Raw genomic sequence first — 19,014 nt, 5'->3', positions numbered from 1 at the left:
CCACAGCCGGGCTACCTCCCCGACATCAGTGTCCCCAACGCCCTGATAATCCGTCAGTCCGCACGCACAAAAGGTCCACTATCATGGAGCTCGAGCGTCAGCAAGTACTTAAAGCGTTCAAAAGCAAAATTGTCTTCCATCCGCGGTACCGGCACGCATTCTCGCAAATCCAGAATGCGATCGAGAATACGGAGGCACTAGGTGAACCAGCGTGCGCCCTGCTTTGCGGCCCAAGCGGGACAGGGAAGTCCACGCTGTGTAATTACTTTCGCAAGCATTATGTCGCGGACGCAGAAACTCATCGTAAAGACGGCACTTACTCCAATCTTCCTGTCTTCTATTGCGAGGTCCCCTCACCGGCCACCGTCAAAGGCCTGATCACGAACATGTTGCGCATGCTGATTAACGCTACCCCTAGTGGTACCGTTGAGAAGCTAACCCATCAGCTCATCACGTGTCTTAAAACATCTCAGGTAAGGGTGATTTTTCTCGACGAAATTCAACGCCTCTGCTTCACCACTGTGGCCGAGAAGGTACGACTGGATTCCCTGCAATGGATTGTTTCGCTGCTCAACGGCTCCGGAATTCCGGTAATCCTTTCAGGCACCTGCCTGTGCCGTAACATTCGCCGCGAAGACGAAGCCTTTGAAAACAGATATCCATACTTCGCCGAGCTTTCAAACTTCCGCTATGAAACGGGAGATAACTCCGACTACTACGCGACGTTGAAACATCTGGACAGGGCGATGTATCAGGTGGCTCCGCTCGAAAGAGGTGTCCACCTTAATGATCCAACGATCGCGGCTCCTCTGTATGTGGGTACCAGAGGCAATTTAAAACGCATGCGTTTGGTCATCAACGATGCGCTGAAGACATGCCTGTACCGCAATGAGAAGCTCGAGTTGAGGATGGATGATTTCATTACGGCTTGTCAGTACGCAGACATGCCGAAAAACTTGTCAAACGGAAATCCCTTCGGACTGTCTTATGACGACGCGTTGAAACTCATTTTGGACTGTGAGGAGACGGAGGATGAGTAAGATACTGTTCCTGCCTGCCCCGCTTCCCGAAGAAAGTCCGACCAGCGTGCTGAGACGTATGGCGATCCGGCATGGTTGTACAGTTAGAACGGATCTTAAGGACCTTTTTGGAGAAGCCAACTTCTACAGGCCGATATTAGCTCGCACGCACCCCATTATCCAGGCCATTGCAACGCAATCTGGCTGGAACACGGAACGCTTTCTGAGCGGGTTCTACGAGCCGGTGGGGCCGTTACCAATAGCACCACCATTGAAAATCGGCGGGCAGGTGGTCAGAGCAGAGATGGTGCGAAAGGAACGATCTGCCTTCTGCTCGGAATGCTGGGCAACCGGCCAGGAGTATTTCATCAAAGATCTGAGACTTGCCGTTTATTGTCCTTATCACTTACGCCTGTATCTGGATAAATGTCCCCACTGTGGGACGGATCTAAATTGGTGCAACCTGTTATCCGGCAGGTGCCGATGCAAAGAGCTGCCAACGTCACCGCAGTGCAGGCCTGAAGATGCGATCATTGAACGTAAGCTTTTGAACTTGTTTAGACAAGGGGATTGTGGACAATTCAGAAAATTTGAAGAATACCTGCTGCTTCTGGAGTTTTTAAAAAAAGATCAACACGAGTGCAGCGCAGTAAGAACCTTGGTCATGATAGCGCTGGCGTTGCTGGACAGGGACCGGAAGGCGGTCATGTACAATCTAGAAAAACTGCACGCACTTTATCCCGACGTACCAAAACGAATTATTTGCGCTAAACTTTCTCTAATCCCAGCGGAGCAATATCAGGACTGCATAAAAACTTTCCTATGTCAAAAGGCTACAAGTGACAATGTACAACGAGATCTCACACAAAAACCATTGTCATCATTTTCCTTAACGGGACGCCAAATTCGCGCCTGGCAAAACTTAAACCCACATCAATGGAAAAAAGCTCGCCAAACATTTAACAATTTGCCGCCAACGGGTCGCTTCCATTGGAAGGAAGTGCAAACGATGAATGCTCACATACTTCAACTAAAACTAAAAAACGGGTTTAGCCAAAAAAAATATATTGCAGGCATAACGCTTGGGGAACTAAAAAGAACTCTGATGATAAGTACACCCGGATTACGGGAGGCCATAAACGAAATCCTACTGCACCCGATTAGACGGCAGAAAAATTCCATTTTATTTGATTCTGCTGACGTGGAAAATTTTTCCCAACAATACATTTCCACGCAGAAGCTGTCAGCCAACACTCTAATTCCCGTACACAAAATACACCGAGCGCTTCGATACTTAGAAGCGCGCAACTCCGAATTCAGAAATCAAAGATTATGTTTGCATGTGATGAGTATAGAAACAAGCAAAGCAGTGATTGAGTGGTGCACCCCTCACCCTAAAAAATATCAGAAGCGTGACGCAAGTTGGTTCGGGCTTCCGAAACATGACCCACTCCAGTCGGGAACCTGGCTGAACTCTTCGGCAGCAGCAAAATTTTTGGGGGTCGGGCCGCCACAAATTGGTTATTTTATAGCCGCCGGACTCATTTCAGCGTCGGTGGGCGGATCCAAAAACAATGCCTACCTAATCGAGGAGAAGACGCTAGTCCAATTCAAACTCAATTACATAAGTGTCACCGAAGCGGCACAGTTATTGGGCTTAACGCTGCACTCCAGCAGTACTGTCCTTAAACAGGCTGGCATCGCTCCAGTTACGGGGCCCGGAGTAGATAGAAATCCCTCTTACCATTTTTTGCGTTCTCAAGTGCTTACATTAATAACTACTGATGAGACTTTTGAAGCTAACGCATCGGGCATTACCAACTATGAGGCAAGTCGCCAGTTACACCTCCCACCTGCATTGATAATGAAGCTGATCCATGCCAAAGTATTGGATCTCGCAGACACAACAAACCGGTTGAAAAAACTACTAAAGAAAAAAAGCGTGGATGAATTCTATGATCATTACACCACAGAACTGATCATTGCCCAGTGGTTGAACATCCCCATCCGATGCGTAGTCCGAACATTATCCAGGTTTGGAATAAATCCATTACCTGAAGCAACGAACACCTCTTTCAAAACTCAAATCTATAAGATAGACGATGTTGCCGCAGTTTTTTCACTACCCTGCCGCCCCAACTCAAATGGTTACAAGTCGGGAAGAGCGCTATTGCTAGAAAAAGTCTCGACCGTGAGAAAACGGCACCAACTTGCAGCAGTACCATTCTTTCGACTCTTCATAGCGTCCGGCTTTGTTAACGCGATTGGAAATAATCAGCCAATTTATCTGCTGGAAGGTGACATCCAAAAAATTTCACTAATAATGGAAAAGTACTGCATCACCTCACAAGCCAACAAATATTTAGGGCATCCTAACCTTGCGCACAACCTGATCCGAACGAAAAAGCTAAGTGTAGCCCACCCGCTATTGCCTTATACAGACTACCCGATGGTTGAACGGGCGGCTTTGCAGGATTATGCGGTAAAACATCATCTCATATAACTCCCCTCTCCTCCACTAACACCCTACCAATATAACTAACTATTAGCTCGACTGGTTTATTGCTAAGCCTTTTAATATTTGCTAGCTTATTTTGCCTAAAACAGATAAAAATCGAGAAATCTTGACATCGTTTAATCTGTGATTTTGACAAAAACCAACAGAATCAACGCTTGTGAGTTCAGGCGTTAATGAAAAATGGGGTTAGCACAGCAACACCAAAAAGCCCTGACTTGTTCGGGGCTTTTTTATGCAAGCTCACTAAAGACTCTCCTTACAAAGCAGCGAATTTACCAAAGTAGCTGACCGCCAAATCCTTCTGGCTAGTAGGAAATTTCGTAGACGCGATAATGGCTACTCAGTATCGTCCGAGGGTTTTCTACCCTCGGCGGCTGTATGGATACTACGAAAGACAAAACGGACTGGAGCGACGCGGAGTTGGCAGCTGCGGTCGAGGCGTACTTGAAGATGCTGGCCTGGGAAAAGAGCGGCCAACCGTTCAACAAAGCCCTCGAAAACCGCCTGCTGCGTGAGGTCCAGTGGCAGGCCGTGCAAAGGGCTCCATCGAATTCCGCATGCAAAACATCTCCACCGTGCTTGTGCGTATGGGCTGGGACCGCATCGAAGGCTATAAGCCTGCGAAGAACGTAGGCTCAGGCGTCGAACAACGCATCCGCCAAGCACTTGCCGCGCAGGGTGTATTCGAATCCGAAGACGCCGCCCAAACAGCAGACGAGCAAACGCTTATCCGCCGTGCGTCCAAACTGCAGCAGCAACCTTTCACTCAGCTACCGGACGGCATTGCCCAGCCGCAGAAGGTCTCGACCGTCAGCACCGCTTTTGTTCGAGACCCAAAGGTACGCGCTTGGGTACTGAAAGAGGCCGAGGGCGTCTGCGAAGGCTGCGGCTCTAACGCGCCGTTTGAGGTCGACGGTTTGCCATTTCTTGAAGTACATCACGTCAAGCACCTAGCCCAGAAGGGTTCGGATCGCATCACCAATGCTGTAGCCTTGTGCCCCAATTGCCATCAGCGTTGTCACCGGTCGAGTGACCGGGAGGCTTTCACCGAGGGGCTTTACGCCAAGGTCGGAAGATTGGCACGGGAGTAAACTCCTGCTGTCACACCTGATGCACGCTCAAAAAATACTAGATAGGACCGAGGCCAACCCGTGAACCCAGACATGCTCGAAGCCGGCCCCGCTGACGCCAAAGTACTTTCCGTCTTTGACTTCGACGGCACCCTGACCCACCACGACAGTTTCGTGCCCTTCCTCAAGTTTGCCTTTGGTACCGGCGAGTTCTATGGCCGGATGGTCAAGCTGGCGGTGCCTGGGCTGCGCTTTTTGGTTCGGCAGATCAGCCGGGATGAGTTGAAAGCGCAGTTGATCCGCACTTTTATGACAGGGGTGGAGAAGACGTGGGTGCAACAGAAGGCCGAGGAGTATTGCCAGCGCAATTGGGCGCGGTTGATGCGCCCGGCCGGAGTGTTGTCGGTGGAGCAGGAGTTGGGCTCCGGCGCGGAGGTGACATTGTGTTCGGCTTCGCCTGCGTTAGTGTTGCAGCCGTTTGCCAATCGACTTGGGATCAAGTTGATTGGCACCGAGCTTGAGGTAGTCGACGGGGTGTTGACCGGCAAGCTCACGGGGAATAACTGCCGGTGTGAGAACAAGGTGCTGCGGCTTGAGGCGGTGTACGGAGACCTGGGGGAGTATCGGCTCCGGGCCTGGGGCGATACGCGCGGGGACCGGGAGTTGTTGGCGGCGGCGCAGGATGCGCATTTTCGGCATTTTCATGCGAAGAAGAAGCGGGCGAAAGCGCTGCGCTGACCATATTGTGGTGAGCGGGCTCGCCCCTCGCTGGGGCGCGTAGCGGCCCTAAAACCAAAAGCCGCATGCTGTCTGACAGCATGCGGCGTTTTTATTGGGACTGCTGCGCAGCCCAGCGCGGGGCAAGCCCGCTCACCACAGGTTGATCAGACATAGGTTTTGAGGTCTACGCCCAACGCCGTCGCAAAGGCTTTTACCATCGGGCTGCGTGGGACGTTTCGGCATTTTCATGCGAAGAAGAAGCGGGCGAAAGCGCTGCGCTGACCATTGTGGTGAGCGGGCTTGCCCCGCGCTGGGGCGCGTAGCGGCCCTAAAACCAAACGCCGCATGCTATCTGACAGCATGCGGCGTTTTTATTGGGACTGCTGCGCAGCCCAGCGCGGGGCAAGCCCGCTCACCACAGGTTGGTCAGACACTGGTTTTGAGGTCTACGCCCAACGCCGCCGCAAAGGCTTTTACCATCGGGCTGCGTGGGGCGTTTCGGCATTTTCAGGCGAAGAAGAAGCGGGCGAAAGCGCTGCGCTGACCATTGTGGTGAGCGGGCTTGCCCCGCGCTGGGGCGCGTAGCGGCCCTAAAACCAAACGCCGCATGCTGTCTGACAGCATGCGGCGTTTTTATTGGGACTGCTGCGTAGCCCAGCGCGGGGCAAGCCCGCTCACCACAGGTTGATCAGACAGCGGCTTTGAGGTCTACGCCCAACGCCGCCGCAAAGGCTTTTACCATCGGGCTGCGCGGAGCGTTGTGGCGCAGGATGAGGTTGAAGGCGGTGCTCAGGTGAACTTGCTCCGGGCACAGTGCGCGAAGGCGCCCTTCTCTTACCATGGGCTTGGCGTAGTGTTCGGGCAAGAAACCGAGGAAACGGCCAGTAAGGATCAGGATCGCGACGGCTTCGACTTGCGAAGCGGAGGCGGACTGGCTGTCGTAATTGACGAAGTTAGTCTTGTCGCGATGGATCGCATAACGATGGTTGACCACTTCATATTGGCGCAGCACCTCCGGCGTAATGTCGCTCGCAGTAAAAAGCGGGTGTCCTACGGCGCAGTAGGCGTGAGCCTTTTCTTCGTACAGCGGGAAGTAATCGAACTCTTCACGGCGCTGGTACACGGGAACGATACCGACGATTAACCGGCCCTCCACCACGCCGCGTTCAACTTCGTCCAACTGTGAAGCCTGTAGGCGCAATCTTATTTTTGGTGATTCGCTATGTAATTTTCCCAATGCGGTAATAAGCGGGGAATTAACATCCGACACGGTGTTATCAATAACCCCGACACTAAGGTCACCAATAAGCTCGTTTTGCGCCGAACTAAGCTTGTCTCTGAAACTATCCACCGAGGTAAATAACTCGATGGACGCTTGATACACTAACTTCCCTTCTTCGGTCAGCCCGAAGCCTTCTCGACCCCGTGTACACAGGCGCATGCCGATACGAATCTCGAGGTCAGAGATCTGTTTACTGATGGCCGCCAGCCCCACGTTCAGCTCGTTTTGCGCAGCACTGAAGCCGCCGGCTTCGACCACGGCCATGAATACCCGCAGCAATTTGAAGTCCAGTCCGCTCAGTTGCAGCGGTGGTCTTGTGCCCGGTTTGGGTGGCAGGTTTCCAGAAGTGGAAAGTGGAGTTTCCATAATACGCGTTGACCTCAAGTACTATATTCAACAGGCTTCAACCCAATCCTTGAACATAGCCAGGCGGCGATAATGAACATAAACATCCGCCCTTGGCAACCTTGAATACGGCGCGTCAGACGCTGATTCAGTTTAGTTGAAAACCTTTTTTTACTGCCTCCGACTCTTCTAAAAACAAGCGTGAGGAATACCCATGTCTCAGTCCACCGACCGCCTTTGGGGCGCTCGTTTCAAGACCGGTCCGTCTGCTGCGTTGGCCGCGTTGTCACGTTGCCCTGAGCGCTATTTTCGCCTGACGCCCTACGACCTGGCCGGCTCCCGTGCCCATGCCCGTGAATTGCAGCGCGCCGGTTTGCTGGATGAATCGGAGACCTTGCGCACCCTCGAAGCCCTGGACCGCATCGGTGAAGACTTCGCCGCCGGCCGCCTGCATCCAACCCTGGATGACGAGGACGTACACACCTTTATCGAACGCGTATTGACCGAGCGCCTGGGCGCCCTGGGCGGCAAGCTGCGCGCCGGGCGTTCGCGTAATGATCAAACCGCCAACGATTTGCGCCTTTTCCTACGGGACCATGCGCGAACCATCACCACCGAGGTGTTGGGTTTGCAGCAGGCGTTGGTGGAACAGGCCGAGCAGCATGTCGAGAGCATCTGCCCCGGCTTTACCCATTTGCAGCAGGCGCAACCCATCGTGTTCGCCCACCACTTACTGGCTCACGCGCAGTCGATGTTGCGCGATGTACAGCGCCTGGTGGATTGGGATGCGCGTACGGCGTTGTCGCCATTGGGCGCCGCAGCAATGGCGGGCTCGGCGATTGCGCGGAGGCCGGAGCATTCGGCCAAGGAAATGGGCTACACCGGGCCGTGTGAAAACTCGATCGACGCTGTGGCCAGCCGTGACCATGTGGCGGAGTTCCTGTTTGTGTCGGGCATGCTCGGGGTGAATATTTCGCGGCTGTCGGAGGAGTTTTGCCTGTGGTCGTCGCGCCAGTTTCGCTGGGTGGTGTTGGACGATGCCTACGCTACCGGCAGCTCGATCATGCCGCAGAAAAAGAACCCGGACATTGCCGAACTGGCCAGGGGCAAAGCTGGGCGTTTGATTGGCAACCTGACCGGGTTGATGTCGACGCTCAAATCCTTGCCGCTGTCGTACAACCGCGATTTGAGTGAAGACAAACACAGCGTGTTGGACAGCGTGGACACGTTGCTGCTGGTACTTCCAGCCATGGCCGGGATGGTGGCGACCATGAAAGTCCAGGTGGACGAACTGCGGCGCCAGGCACCGATGGGTTTTACCTTGGCGACCGAGGTGGCGGATTGGCTAGCCACCCGTGGTGTGCCGTTCAAGGAGGCCCATGAGATTACCGGCGCGTTGGTACAAGCCTGTGAGAAGCATGAGATTGAGTTGTGGGAAGCCTCAACGGCGATGTTGGCCGAGGTGGATGCTCGGCTGCTGCCTGAGGTGCGGGATTGCTTGACCCTGGAAGCGGCGATTGCGGCACGCAGTGGCTGGGGTGGGACGGCACCGGAGCGGGTTCGAGAGCAGATTGGACGTTTGAAGATTGCATTGGCGGCTCAGCAGCAGTGGGCTGAGAGCTATCAGGGCTTTCGGATTTAAGCCTGTCAGAGGTGTGGTGCGGGGGCTGACGCTTTCGCGAGCAAGCCCGCTCCCACATTTGGACCGAGTACATCAGTAGTAGCGTCATCAGTTTTGGAGAATCACCATGAACCAAACCCCGGCCGAGCGCTTGGAAATAGAGCGCAAGCTGTCCGAGAACCAGTTCGACATAACCCAGTACGAACACGTGCCGCGCCGCTATTACGGACGGATGTTTTTTGCCACGTTGATAGTGATTGTGTTGGCCGCACTGTTGCGCGCCTTCGCCAATGGCCAGATCGAATGGTCCTACATCGGTCAGTTCCTCACGTCTGAGGCCATTCTATGGGGCCTGGTGAATACCATCGTCATGTCGATTCTGGCGATGGCGCTGGGTGTGGTGATCGGCGTGATCACGGCAATCATGCGCATGTCGGCCAACCCGATCCTGCGCTATGTGGCCATCACCTACACCTGGCTGTTCCGCGGTACACCGCTGATTTTGCAGCTGTTGCTGTGGTTCAACCTGGCGCTGATTTTCCCGGTAATCGCGATTCCCGGCCTGTTCAGCATCGACACTGTTGACCTGATGACGCCGTTCGTGGCCGCCCTGCTCGGCCTCAGCATCAACCAGGGTGCCTATACCGCCGAAGTGGTGCGCGCCGGTTTGCTGTCAGTGGACACGGGCCAGTACGAAGCCGCCAAGTCCATCGGCATGCCGAGCTTGCAAGCGCTGCGTAGGATCATTCTGCCGCAGGCCATGCGAGTGATCATTCCGCCTGTAGGCAACGAGTTCATCAGCATGGTGAAAATGACCAGCCTGGCCAGCGTCATCCAGTACTCGGAGCTGCTGCACAACGCGCAAAACATCTACTACGCCAACGCCCGGGTCATGGAGCTGCTGATCGTTGCCGGTATCTGGTACTTGGCGGTGGTGACTGTTCTTTCATTTGGCCAGAGCCGTCTGGAGCGTCGTTTCGCTCGCGGCGCCGGCAAGCGTTCGTAAGTTTGGGTTGAGGAGATTTGCCCCATGAGAAGCATCGTCAAGGCCGTCAACCTGAACAAGTATTACGACCAGTATCACGCGCTGCGCGACATCAATATCGAAGTCGAGCAAGGCGAAGTGATGTGCATCATCGGCCCGTCCGGGTCGGGTAAAAGCACGCTGCTGCGCTGCGTCAACCAACTGGAAAAAATCGATAAGGGCGGCCTGTGGGTCGACGGCGAACTGGTGGGATACCGGGTCGTCGGCAACAAGCTGCATGAGATGAACGAATCGCAGATCGCCCGACAGCGCCTGGCCACCGGCATGGTGTTCCAGCGCTTCAATTTGTTCCCGCATATGACCGTGTTGCAAAACATCATCGAAGGCCCGTGCCAGGTGCTCAAGCGCTCGCCCAAGGAAGCCATCGAAGATGCATTGGAACTGCTGGCCCGCGTGGGCCTGGCGGACAAACGCAATGCCTATCCGGTGGAATTGTCCGGCGGCCAGCAGCAACGCGTGGCGATTGCCCGTGCGCTGGCGATGCGTCCCAAGCTGATGTTGTTCGACGAACCCACGTCAGCCCTCGACCCGGAGCTGGTAGGAGAAGTGCTGTCGGTGATGCGCGATTTGGCCACCACCGGCATGACCATGATCGTGGTCACCCATGAATTGGGCTTCGCCCGTGAAGTGTCCAACCGCATGGTGTTTATGGACGCCGGCCAGATTGTGGAAGCCGGCAGCCCCGAAGAAATTCTAATAAGCCCACAAAACCCGCGTACCCAAAGCTTTATTTCTGCCGTTCGCACTTAACTAAAAAACTAACGAGAACGCCCCCATGAAAAAATTGTTTATCCCAACGATGCTCGCAGGCCTGATGGCCTCCACCTGTGTATTCGCGGCCTTGCCGGCGGCCATCAAGGACAAGGGTGAGATCAGCGCGGCTATCGTGCCGAACTACCCGCCGATGGATTTCAAGGACCCGGCCACCAATAAACTCACCGGCTTTGACTTCGACCTGGGCAACGCTCTGGCCGAGCGCCTGGGCGTGAAGATCAAGTGGCAGGAAACCGGCTTCGAGCAAATGCTCAGCGGCCTGACCACCAAGCGCGTGGACATCGTGCTGTCGGGCATGTCGGACACCGCCGAACGCCAGAAATCCGTAACCTTTGTCGACTACTTCACCAGTGGCCCGCAGCTGTACACCCTGGCCAAGCGTGAAGAGATCAAGGAACTGACTGACCTGTGCGGTAAAAAAGTCGGCACCAGTCGCCGGACTACTTGGCCGTCGGAAATTGCCGCGTGGAGCAAGGAAAACTGCGAAGCGGCCGGCAAGCCGGCGATCGTGGTGATCGGCACCGAAGGCTCGGCGGATGCGCGGGCGCAGTTGCAGCAGAACCGTTTGGATGCCGCAATGCAGGGCAGCGAGACGATTCCTTATCTGATGTCGTTGGATAAAGGTAAGTACAAGCCGGTTGGGCTGGCGATTTCCAAGCAGTTCACCGGGCTGGGGATTGAGAAAAGCAACACTGAGCTGGTGACCGCGATCAGTGAGGCCCTACAGGGCATGATTGATGATGGGACCTACGGCAAGATTTTGAAGAAGTGGGATCTGGAGCAAGGGGCGGTCGAGAAGATCACCATTAACGCTGGCCAATAACTCGGTCTAAAAAATGTAGGAGGGGGCTTGCCCCCGATGGCGGTGGTTCTGTCACCTGATGCTTGGCTGTACACCGCTATCGGGGGCAAGCCCCCCTCCCACACTGGATTTTTGTTGTTCAAAAAAGATAACAAGGACATCCGCCCCACCGTGGCCACCTACTCCCTGGTAATCCGCCGCCTGATGATTTGCTCGGTGACCATCGTGGTCAGCCGCTCCATGACCAGCCCGTTGCTGGCCCTGCTGCTGAGCACGCGCCTGGGCCTCAACCAGCAGGACATCGGTCTGCTGATGGGGATCGCCGTGTTTATCGCCACGCTGCTGGGCCTGTACGGCGGCTACATCATCGACCGCCTGGAAAAGCGCAAGCTGCTGATCCTGGCCATGCTCTCCAGCGCCATCGGTTTTCTGTTGCTGACCTTTGCCAGCAACCTCTACCTGACGACACTGACCCTGGTAATCACCGAAGCCGCGTCGGCGCTGTTCCTGATTGGCTCCAAAGCGATCATCAGCGAAAACCTGCCGGTGGGTGAGCGTGCCAAGGTGTTTTCCCTGCGCTACACCCTCACCAACGTCGGCTACGCCACGGGCCCCATGGTGGGTGTAGTAATTGCGGGGCATATGCAGTTGGCGCCGTTCCTGATCGCCAGCGCAATTGCCTTCTGCAGTGTGTTCCTGATGATCGGCATCCCACCGACTCAACGGGACGAAAGCAACAAACCGCTGAGCTTTCTCAGCACCCTGCGCACATTGCGCAGCGACCGTACCTTGATTCTGTTCACCGGTGGCAGCCTGTTAAGCACCATTGTCCACGGGCGCTACACCCTGTATCTGTCGCAATTTCTGCTGGTGGCCTACAAGCCTGCGCAAGCTCTGAAGATTCTCTCGGCGGTGCTGGCATGCAATGCCATTACGGTGATTTTGATGCAGTACCAGATAGGCCGGTTTCTCAAGCGTGAACAACTGCGCTACTGGATCGTGCTGGGGACGTTGCTGTTCATTGCCGGGTTGATCGGTTTCAGCCTGGCGGACAGCTTGGTCACCTGGTGCCTGGCGATGTTCGTATTCACCTTGGGCGAGATGATCATCTACCCCTCGGAGTTCCTGTTCATCGACACCATCGCCCCCGACACCCTGCGCGGCAGTTACTACGGTGCACAGAACCTGGCCGCCTTTGGCGGAGCGTTGAGCCCGGTGATTTGTGGGTACTTGCTGATCAATGCGGCGCCCACCAGCATGTTCTATGCCTTGGGCGCACTTACAGCTGTGGGTGGCACCTTGTGTTTCCTGAGTGGGCGGCGGGTTGCAGGTTCTTGCTGATATTTACATGGGATCCCGCTATTAATAGCGAAACTTCTCACGGACCCGAGCCTCATGAAATTCGACACGGCCTACAGTTTGAGTCTCGATGACAAGCTGTCGATCTACGACGTGCGTGACCTGAATTTCGACGAAACTGCCGTATACGACTCCAACACTGACCACTTCCTCTGCCCCAACGATGCGTGCCGAGGGACGTTCGATACGGGCAATGCGTTGAGCACATTCAATGCAAAAAACGTCAACTATGTGCGCACGCCGCACTTCAAGAACAAAACCAGCACCCAGCATATCGAGGGATGCCGCTATGCCAGCACGCACAGGGGCGCCGCGGGGGAAACTGAAGACGAGCGCGAAGACCATTTCCCGTCGGAATTTGTACTGACCCGACGAACGTACCCGCGCAACACTCCGGTGACCGGTGCCGAAGCTCAAATCCCAGCGTCACCTGCGAAAACACCTTCGAACCGAACCAGCACGTCCGTCAGTTCCAACGACACCACCCCGGATAAAACCAGCGTATTCGCCCACCCGGTGGAATGTTACGTGTCCAACATCGACGACAAGGACACGCTCAAGCGCATGCCGCTGAAAATCGGCGATCACACCGCGACCTACTGGACGTTTTTCAAGAAGATCGAATACCTGCAAGACAGCAAGGGCCTGATCTATTGGGGCAAGATTAAAGCGATCAAGGACTACACCAGCAGCTTTCGCATCGACTTCGAAAAGAAGGTGTGGCTCGACAAGAAGCCCTACTCGGTCAACGTTTATCTGAGCAAAAAACTCATCGAAAACTACCGCAAGCGCACGGCGTTCCTAGAACAGATCAAGGCGGCAGTGGACAGTCAGCGTGCGCTGTATTGCTTCTTCTACGGGGTGACGCCAGAGCTCAAGCATGTGCCCAGCAAGAAGAATCCCGAGCAAACGTTCGGGGTGTTCAGCGCGGATATCGAGAACCTGGATCACCTGATTATTCGGGAGGCGCCGGGGTTGGAATAGCCAGTGGTTGAAAGCCATCGAAAAAATCCAGTTGATGAGCGGTCAAAACAACTGTACAAAAACACAGTATAGTTTGTCCTCCCCCGTCGAACCCTGGAGAAACCCCATGTCCTCTCTGGCAATGAGCTCTTTCGTAGAACAGCAGATCGTCCTGCACCAATTCACCGCCAAACACAGCGCACAGGCCCGCGCGATGCTGGGCTGGAGTCGGGAAGACCTGGCCCGTCATGTCGGTGTGGCGGTGGAGGCTATTCAACGGTTTGAAAGCCAGGGTGACAGCGATGATGCAACGCGCCTGGCGCTGGCGTTTCGGCTGGAGGCTGAAGGGCTGGTATTTTTCCCAGGCTTTGCGCCGGGCTGGGGAATGAGTGCGCGCCGCCTTGATATCACGCCACCTGAACCCGCGGCACAGGGCATCATGTCTCGGCTGATGGGCTCAACCACCGTATCAATAGACTCTCCCAATGCCCAGCCGAATGGTGCGTAAAGCCTATCCAAGTCAACGGACCAGCCGGCATCTTTAACTAGGTCTCATGCCGGCGCACGCTACGTAGGGAGATCAACGAGTTGGATTGCCCGACGCCACATTCAGCCCCTACCGTGCATCTGCATGGCCACGAACACTGCGATACCCCTGCACCAGGACTGCCAGTGAATCCTTCGACCATCTTGCACCGTAGAACCACAACGTAGCCCCGGCTCCCAAAGGCTCGCCCAGCCTTGGGTATCCACTCCAACACGCCTGATGGAACGCGGCACTCTGACTGTCCGAGACCAGCGCATCCAGCCGATGCTCAGTCATAAGGTCGTCGATTTCATTACGCGTGTGGAGGTCGAATTGCAGCGAGCCATCGACCTGTTGTGCAGACACCGGTACAAGGAGCGCCCCGGCCTGTCGTAATTGCTCCAACGCTCGCAGGAACGGCGCCCGATGCTTGAGGGGTTCTTGATCACCGTTGCGCTCATATCGGTCGGCAAAACCTACGCGCCGGCCAGCCAGCATGCTGAGGGCAGTAAAAGTGCTGTTGTTCTGCACCAGAGGCACCTCCACCATCACCGGTCCCTCGGGTTCGATGCCGCTCAAGGCAATCAGCGTCAATGAGGGGTCACGCACGGGTTTTATCGGCAGGGCCGGCGCGTTATATCCGGGGATCAGGACGCCATCCCTGGGATGGACTTGAACGTGTGGATCGCCACAAAAAGCGATGTTGCGGGGAGGGGGCTGCTCAGAGGACGGAGCGTGGCACGACGTTGCCCGACCGGCTATATCCATGAGTGCAGCCAGCGGCTGCCCTAACTGGCAAACCGCCTCTGTTCGCGGATGTTTACTGCATTTTTTTTCCACCAAAACTACCCCCTGAACCGTGATTTTCCGGGGATCATCGCATCCTTCACTGGCGTGTGTCGCAGCCCTGAAACAACATGAAAACTCCTTTTTCCCACACCTCTTCCATCAGCTCGAAAGCTGCTCTTGTGCATCTTTTTGAGTTTCAACTTCCAGCCACCATGCATACCCACGCTCAGGCTGATTCAAGCTGAACGCCTGGCCCATGGGTGGCGTAGTGATCGACACATTGCGCTCCCAAGCCAGCGCCATGATGCGGTCAAACGGTTCATGCCAGGCATGAAACGCCAGGTCGAAGGTACCGTTGTGGATCGGCAGCAACCAGCGGCCCTTGAGGTCGATGTGCGCTTGTAGGGTTTGCTCCGGCTGCATGTGCACATGGGGCCAGTCAACGTTGTAAGCACCGGTTTCCATCAGCGTCAGATCGAACGGGCCGTATTGCTCGCCGATGCGCTTGAAGCCATCGAAGTAACCCGTGTCACCGCTGAAGAAAATCCTCCGCGCACCGTCGATCATCACCCACGAACACCATAGGGTCTGATTGGCATCAAACAGGCCCCGCCCGGAAAAGTGCTGAGCCGGCGTGGCCACAAAACGGATGCCGTCTACCTCGGTGCCCTGCCACCAGTCCAGTTGGCGAACCTTGCTGGCGTCGACACCCCACTTGATCAAAATGTCACCCACGCCAAGCGGTGCTAGAAAATGACGGGTCTTGTTGGCCAATTGGACGACAGCCTTGCGGTCCAGATGGTCGTAATGGTTGTGGGAAAGAATCACCGCTTCGAGATCAGGCAGCTCTTCAAGGCTGATCGGCGGCTGATGGAAGCGTTTGGGGCCGGCCCAACTGAATGGGGAAGCACGCTCGGCGAACACCGGGTCGGTCACCCAGAACTTACCGCGCATTTTCAGCAATACAGTGGAATGCCCCAAGCGAAATACGCTGTGATCAGGCGCCGCCAACAGTTGCTCGCGCGTCAGCGGCTCTACCGGAATCGCCCCCACCGGTCGCGTGGTGCGCGGCTTGTTAAACACCATGTTCCAAAAAATACGTAGCGTTTTGCCAAGCCCGCCATGTTGCACAGGGGCGTCGTTGCTGAAGTGCGCCTTGCCCTGCTCTGCTGGCTTGAGCGCTGCAGACGTGCGGTCGACGCGGGGTGAGATGGTGGCCATTGCAGAGTGACTCCTACGGTCCGCTCATAAATTACACTGCACAGTGTAGTTTCAAGATTGCAACAAAACAGGGAGCAAGTAAACTACCGAGTGTAATTTTCCTTCAAGAGCTGAGCGCCCTCCATGACTGCCCCTCAACGCCTTACCGACCGCAAACGCCAAGCCATCGTGGCTGCTGCCATCGCTGAGTTTCGCGATAACGGTTTCGAGGTCACCAGCATGGACAAGATCGCCGCCACCGCCGGCGTTTCGAAGCGCACGGTGTACAACCACTTTCCCAGCAAGGAAGAGTTGTTCGCCGAGATTCTCCACCAGCTCTGGGCCAGCAGCGTCGCTCAGCTCGACGTCTGCTATGCCAGCGACCGGCCGCTGCGTGAGCAATTGCGCGGATTGCTGGAGGCAAAGATGAAGATGATGTCGGACGCCAACTTCCTCGATCTCGCCAGAGTCGCCATCGCGGCTACCATTCATTCGCCGGAACGTGCGCAAGACATGGTTACCCGCCTGAGCCAGCGCGAAGAAGGCTTTACCCAGTGGGTGCGCGCCGCCCAGGAAGACGGCCGTCTCTCCTGCACCGACCCGGCATTTGCCGCCCATCAGATCCAGAGTCTGCTCAAAGCCTTCGCATTCTGGCCGCAGATTACCCTCGGCCAACCTACCCTGGACGCCGCCAACCAGGCCAGCGTGATCGAGTCCGCCATTGACCTGTTCCTGGCCGGCTACGAAGTCAGGCCCACACCCGCCCAATAATGCCTGTTGTGTAAGCGACACTTAAGGTCGTATTTGACGCTTTCGCCCTCTGTTTTGCGTAAATGGCCTGGAAGGACACTGATTATTCCCACGGGAATAACTGACAATATTCATCGGCCTTATCCGATCAACGGTTCATCCAGCGAACGTGCGCCTTCATATAGGTAGAAAAGCAGCTCAATCAGGACTTTATGGAAAACAGACAAGGCAAAGGACTCTCGTTTGCCAGGCGCATCTACAGGCCCAGAATCATCGGCTCTGCCATGTGCAGCATCAGTGTAATAGCCGCCCTGTATCCGTTGGCGATGCCGGGGTGGGTCTGGGCAGCGCTGTTGGCCAATGGTTTTGTCTGGCCGCACCTCGCGTATCAACTGGCGACCCGCGCCAAAGTCCCCTACGACGCCGAGCGACGCAATCTGGTGTACGACGCGTTATTCAGCGGCTTTTGGGTCGCGACGTTGCAGTTCGCGCCGTTAACCACCGTGACCTTGCTGTCCATGGTGTCCATGAACAACGTCGCCGCCGGCGGCAGATACCTGCTGTTACGCGGAGCACTGGCGCAACTGCTCGGCGCCGGCGTCGCTGTTTTGCTGTTTGGCCTGCACTTCAACCCTGGCATCAGCGTGGTCCAGGTCTACGCGTGCCTGCCGATGCTGACCTTCTACCCCATGGCCATCGGCATGATCTGCTATCAATTGGCGATCAAACTCTCGGACCACAAACGCGCCCTCCGTGCCTTGAGCCGCATCGACAGCCTCACGGGATTACTCAATCACGGGTCCTGGAAAGACTTGTTGCACCTCAAGTTCCACAAGTGCCAGCAACAACAAACCCACGGCACCATTGCGCTGATCGATATCGATCACTTCAAACAGATTAACGACACTCATGGGCATATCGCCGGCGACGCCGTGCTGCGCCAGTTGAGCTTGGAATTAAGGCGCCACTTGCGGGAAAACGACTTGGCTGGACGTTACGGGGGCGACGAGTTCTGTGTGATTCTTCCGCGAATGAACCAAGAAGAAGCCGCACAGGTTATGGAGCGCATGCGCGAAACCTTCAGCAACTACCGCGCCCCACACATCCCTGAGCTGCGCGTGAGCCTGAGCATTGGCTTGGCGGACTTCCAGCCCTCCTTCACCAGCGCCGCTATGTGGCTGAATGCGGCAGATCGAGCGCTATATGCAGCGAAAGATAACGGCCGCAACCGGGTGAATGTCAGCGACGAAAGAGTCGCCTATTCGGCCTGATACAGCCTCCAGCGCACCCGCGGAGATAGCACAGAGCCACCATCTGTCGCCTACCCAAAAAAGGTCCTGCCCTTGGGGCGAACTTCTTGGCAATCTGATCACTCTGAATCCCTTGTTCCACCTCCCTCTGTCGGCAGCAGGAAGCCGACAATGAGCACGTCAACCGTAGGCCGAGTGCCGTACGGGGCAGGCGCCTATACATGGAAAACTCAGACGCTGCCTGCCCGAGCCGCCACCATGCTATTCAACACCCATAAAAAAACCATCAACGCCCTACAAAACACGGTTTCCCACCAGGCCAGCATGCTGGATGCCATCGAGCGCTCCATGGCGGTGATCGAATTCGATCCGCAAGGCAATGTACTGCGGGCCAATGACAATTTCCTTAACACCATGGGCTATCGCGCAGAGCAAGTTGTGGGCAAGCCCCATCGAATGTTCTGCACACCGGCGTTCGCCCGCAGCACCGAGTATCACCAGTTGTGGTCGAACCTGCGCAATGGCCAATTTCAGTCCGGAACGTTCGAACGCCAGGCGAGCAATGGGGAATCGGTGTGGCTGGAAGCCAGCTACAACCCAGTCCGTGATGAGGCAGGGCACGTGATAAAGGTGGTTAAGTTCGCCTTGGACGTGACCCCGCGCCTGCAAGCCGAGAGCGAAGCCAGCGCCAAATTGGAGGCGATCGACCGGGCCATGGCGGTGATCGAGTTCAACCTCGACGGCACCATCATCACGGCCAACGCTAACTTCCTGCAGCGCATGGGCTATAGCCTCGCGCAAATCCAGGGCAAGCATCATCGCCTGTTCTGTTCTGCGGAGCTGGCCAACAGTTCGGCCTACACCGAGTTCTGGAAGCGCCTCAACCAAGGTGAGCTGTTCAGCGGCCAATTCGAGCGCGTGGATAAGAACGGCCGGACGGTGTGGCTTGAAGCCAACTACAACCCGGTATATGACGCCAGC

Annotated in this window: 15 protein-coding genes and 2 pseudogenes; 14 read left to right on the top strand and 3 right to left on the bottom strand. The window is 55.8% G+C overall.

Annotated features, from left to right (window positions below):
• The first annotated feature begins 83 nt into the window (after positions 1 to 83).
• The 4 genes and pseudogenes from G9Q84_RS07900 to G9Q84_RS07885 all read left to right on the top strand — a co-directional run bounded on the left by G9Q84_RS07900 (position 84) and on the right by G9Q84_RS07885 (position 5,345).
• Positions 84 to 1,040, top strand: a complete 957-nt coding sequence (locus tag G9Q84_RS07900; protein WP_181643072.1) for a TniB family NTP-binding protein — start codon at positions 84 to 86, stop codon at positions 1,038 to 1,040.
• Complete coding sequence (locus G9Q84_RS07895; RefSeq protein WP_181643071.1) at positions 1,033 to 3,522, top strand: TniQ family protein; 2,490 nt, start codon at positions 1,033 to 1,035, stop codon at positions 3,520 to 3,522. The genes G9Q84_RS07900 and G9Q84_RS07895 overlap by 8 nt, the downstream gene beginning before the upstream one ends.
• A gap of 393 nt (positions 3,523 to 3,915) precedes the next feature.
• Positions 3,916 to 4,628 (top strand): annotated as a pseudogene (locus G9Q84_RS07890) (HNH endonuclease).
• 72 nt (positions 4,629 to 4,700) lie between these two features.
• Complete coding sequence (locus tag G9Q84_RS07885) at positions 4,701 to 5,345, top strand: HAD-IB family hydrolase (protein ID WP_032891078.1); 645 nt, start codon at positions 4,701 to 4,703, stop codon at positions 5,343 to 5,345.
• A gap of 670 nt (positions 5,346 to 6,015) precedes the next feature.
• Here G9Q84_RS07885 and G9Q84_RS07880 read toward each other — a convergent pair.
• Positions 6,016 to 6,975 carry a LysR family transcriptional regulator gene (locus tag G9Q84_RS07880; protein WP_122756166.1) on the bottom strand — a complete coding sequence of 320 codons (960 nt, stop codon included), beginning with the start codon at positions 6,973 to 6,975 and terminating at the stop codon, positions 6,016 to 6,018.
• Positions 6,976 to 7,168: 193 nt separating this feature from the next.
• Here G9Q84_RS07880 and argH point away from each other — a divergent pair, with 193 nt between their 5' ends.
• The 7 genes from argH (at position 7,169) to G9Q84_RS07845 (ending at position 14,026) form a co-directional block, all read left to right on the top strand.
• Positions 7,169 to 8,596 (top strand): argininosuccinate lyase, encoded by a 1,428-nt coding sequence (gene argH, locus G9Q84_RS07875; protein ID WP_122756165.1) that lies wholly within the window; start codon positions 7,169 to 7,171, stop codon positions 8,594 to 8,596.
• Between the two features lie 106 nt (positions 8,597 to 8,702).
• Positions 8,703 to 9,581 (top strand): amino acid ABC transporter permease, encoded by an 879-nt coding sequence (locus G9Q84_RS07870; RefSeq protein ID WP_025859372.1) that lies wholly within the window; start codon positions 8,703 to 8,705, stop codon positions 9,579 to 9,581.
• A gap of 24 nt (positions 9,582 to 9,605) precedes the next feature.
• A complete protein-coding gene (locus G9Q84_RS07865; RefSeq protein ID WP_010208290.1) occupies positions 9,606 to 10,370 on the top strand; it encodes an amino acid ABC transporter ATP-binding protein in 765 nt (254 codons plus the stop codon).
• Positions 10,371 to 10,395: 25 nt separating this feature from the next.
• On the top strand, positions 10,396 to 11,217 hold the full coding sequence (locus G9Q84_RS07860) for an ABC transporter substrate-binding protein (RefSeq protein WP_032891075.1): 822 nt from the start codon (positions 10,396 to 10,398) through the stop codon (positions 11,215 to 11,217).
• Positions 11,218 to 11,367: 150 nt separating this feature from the next.
• On the top strand, positions 11,368 to 12,537 hold the full coding sequence (locus G9Q84_RS07855; protein WP_032891088.1) for an MFS transporter: 1,170 nt from the start codon (positions 11,368 to 11,370) through the stop codon (positions 12,535 to 12,537).
• Positions 12,538 to 12,591: 54 nt separating this feature from the next.
• A complete protein-coding gene (locus G9Q84_RS07850) occupies positions 12,592 to 13,539 on the top strand; it encodes a hypothetical protein (RefSeq protein ID WP_122756164.1) in 948 nt (315 codons plus the stop codon).
• 106 nt (positions 13,540 to 13,645) lie between these two features.
• Complete coding sequence (locus tag G9Q84_RS07845; protein WP_122756163.1) at positions 13,646 to 14,026, top strand: helix-turn-helix transcriptional regulator; 381 nt, start codon at positions 13,646 to 13,648, stop codon at positions 14,024 to 14,026.
• Between the two features lie 108 nt (positions 14,027 to 14,134).
• On the opposite strand, the gene G9Q84_RS07840 is transcribed toward G9Q84_RS07845, so the two are convergent.
• Positions 14,135 to 14,653 (bottom strand): hypothetical protein, encoded by a 519-nt coding sequence (locus G9Q84_RS07840; protein WP_081797863.1) that lies wholly within the window; start codon positions 14,651 to 14,653, stop codon positions 14,135 to 14,137.
• A gap of 339 nt (positions 14,654 to 14,992) precedes the next feature.
• The gene (locus tag G9Q84_RS07835) at positions 14,993 to 16,054 is read right to left on the bottom strand and encodes an MBL fold metallo-hydrolase (RefSeq protein WP_181643070.1); all 1,062 of its coding nucleotides are present in this window, start codon (positions 16,052 to 16,054) and stop codon (positions 14,993 to 14,995) included.
• Between the two features lie 123 nt (positions 16,055 to 16,177).
• Here G9Q84_RS07835 and G9Q84_RS07830 point away from each other — a divergent pair, with 123 nt between their 5' ends.
• The 3 genes and pseudogenes from G9Q84_RS07830 to G9Q84_RS29740 form a co-directional block, all read left to right on the top strand.
• Complete coding sequence (locus tag G9Q84_RS07830) at positions 16,178 to 16,804, top strand: TetR/AcrR family transcriptional regulator (RefSeq protein WP_032891070.1); 627 nt, start codon at positions 16,178 to 16,180, stop codon at positions 16,802 to 16,804.
• A 191-nt stretch (positions 16,805 to 16,995) separates the two neighbouring features.
• The gene (locus tag G9Q84_RS07825) at positions 16,996 to 18,054 is read left to right on the top strand and encodes a diguanylate cyclase (RefSeq protein WP_032891069.1); all 1,059 of its coding nucleotides are present in this window, start codon (positions 16,996 to 16,998) and stop codon (positions 18,052 to 18,054) included.
• Positions 18,055 to 18,204: 150 nt separating this feature from the next.
• A pseudogene (locus G9Q84_RS29740) lies at positions 18,205 to 19,011 on the top strand (PAS domain-containing protein); the annotation flags it as partial.
• Positions 19,012 to 19,014: the final 3 nt, after the last annotated feature.

Origin of the sequence: Pseudomonas sivasensis (assembly GCF_013778505.1) — a bacterium.
Taxonomy (GTDB): Bacteria; Pseudomonadota; Gammaproteobacteria; order Pseudomonadales; family Pseudomonadaceae; genus Aquipseudomonas; species Aquipseudomonas sivasensis.
Note: the sequence above shows the minus strand (reverse complement) of the source record. Positions and strands in the feature narration are given on the sequence as shown.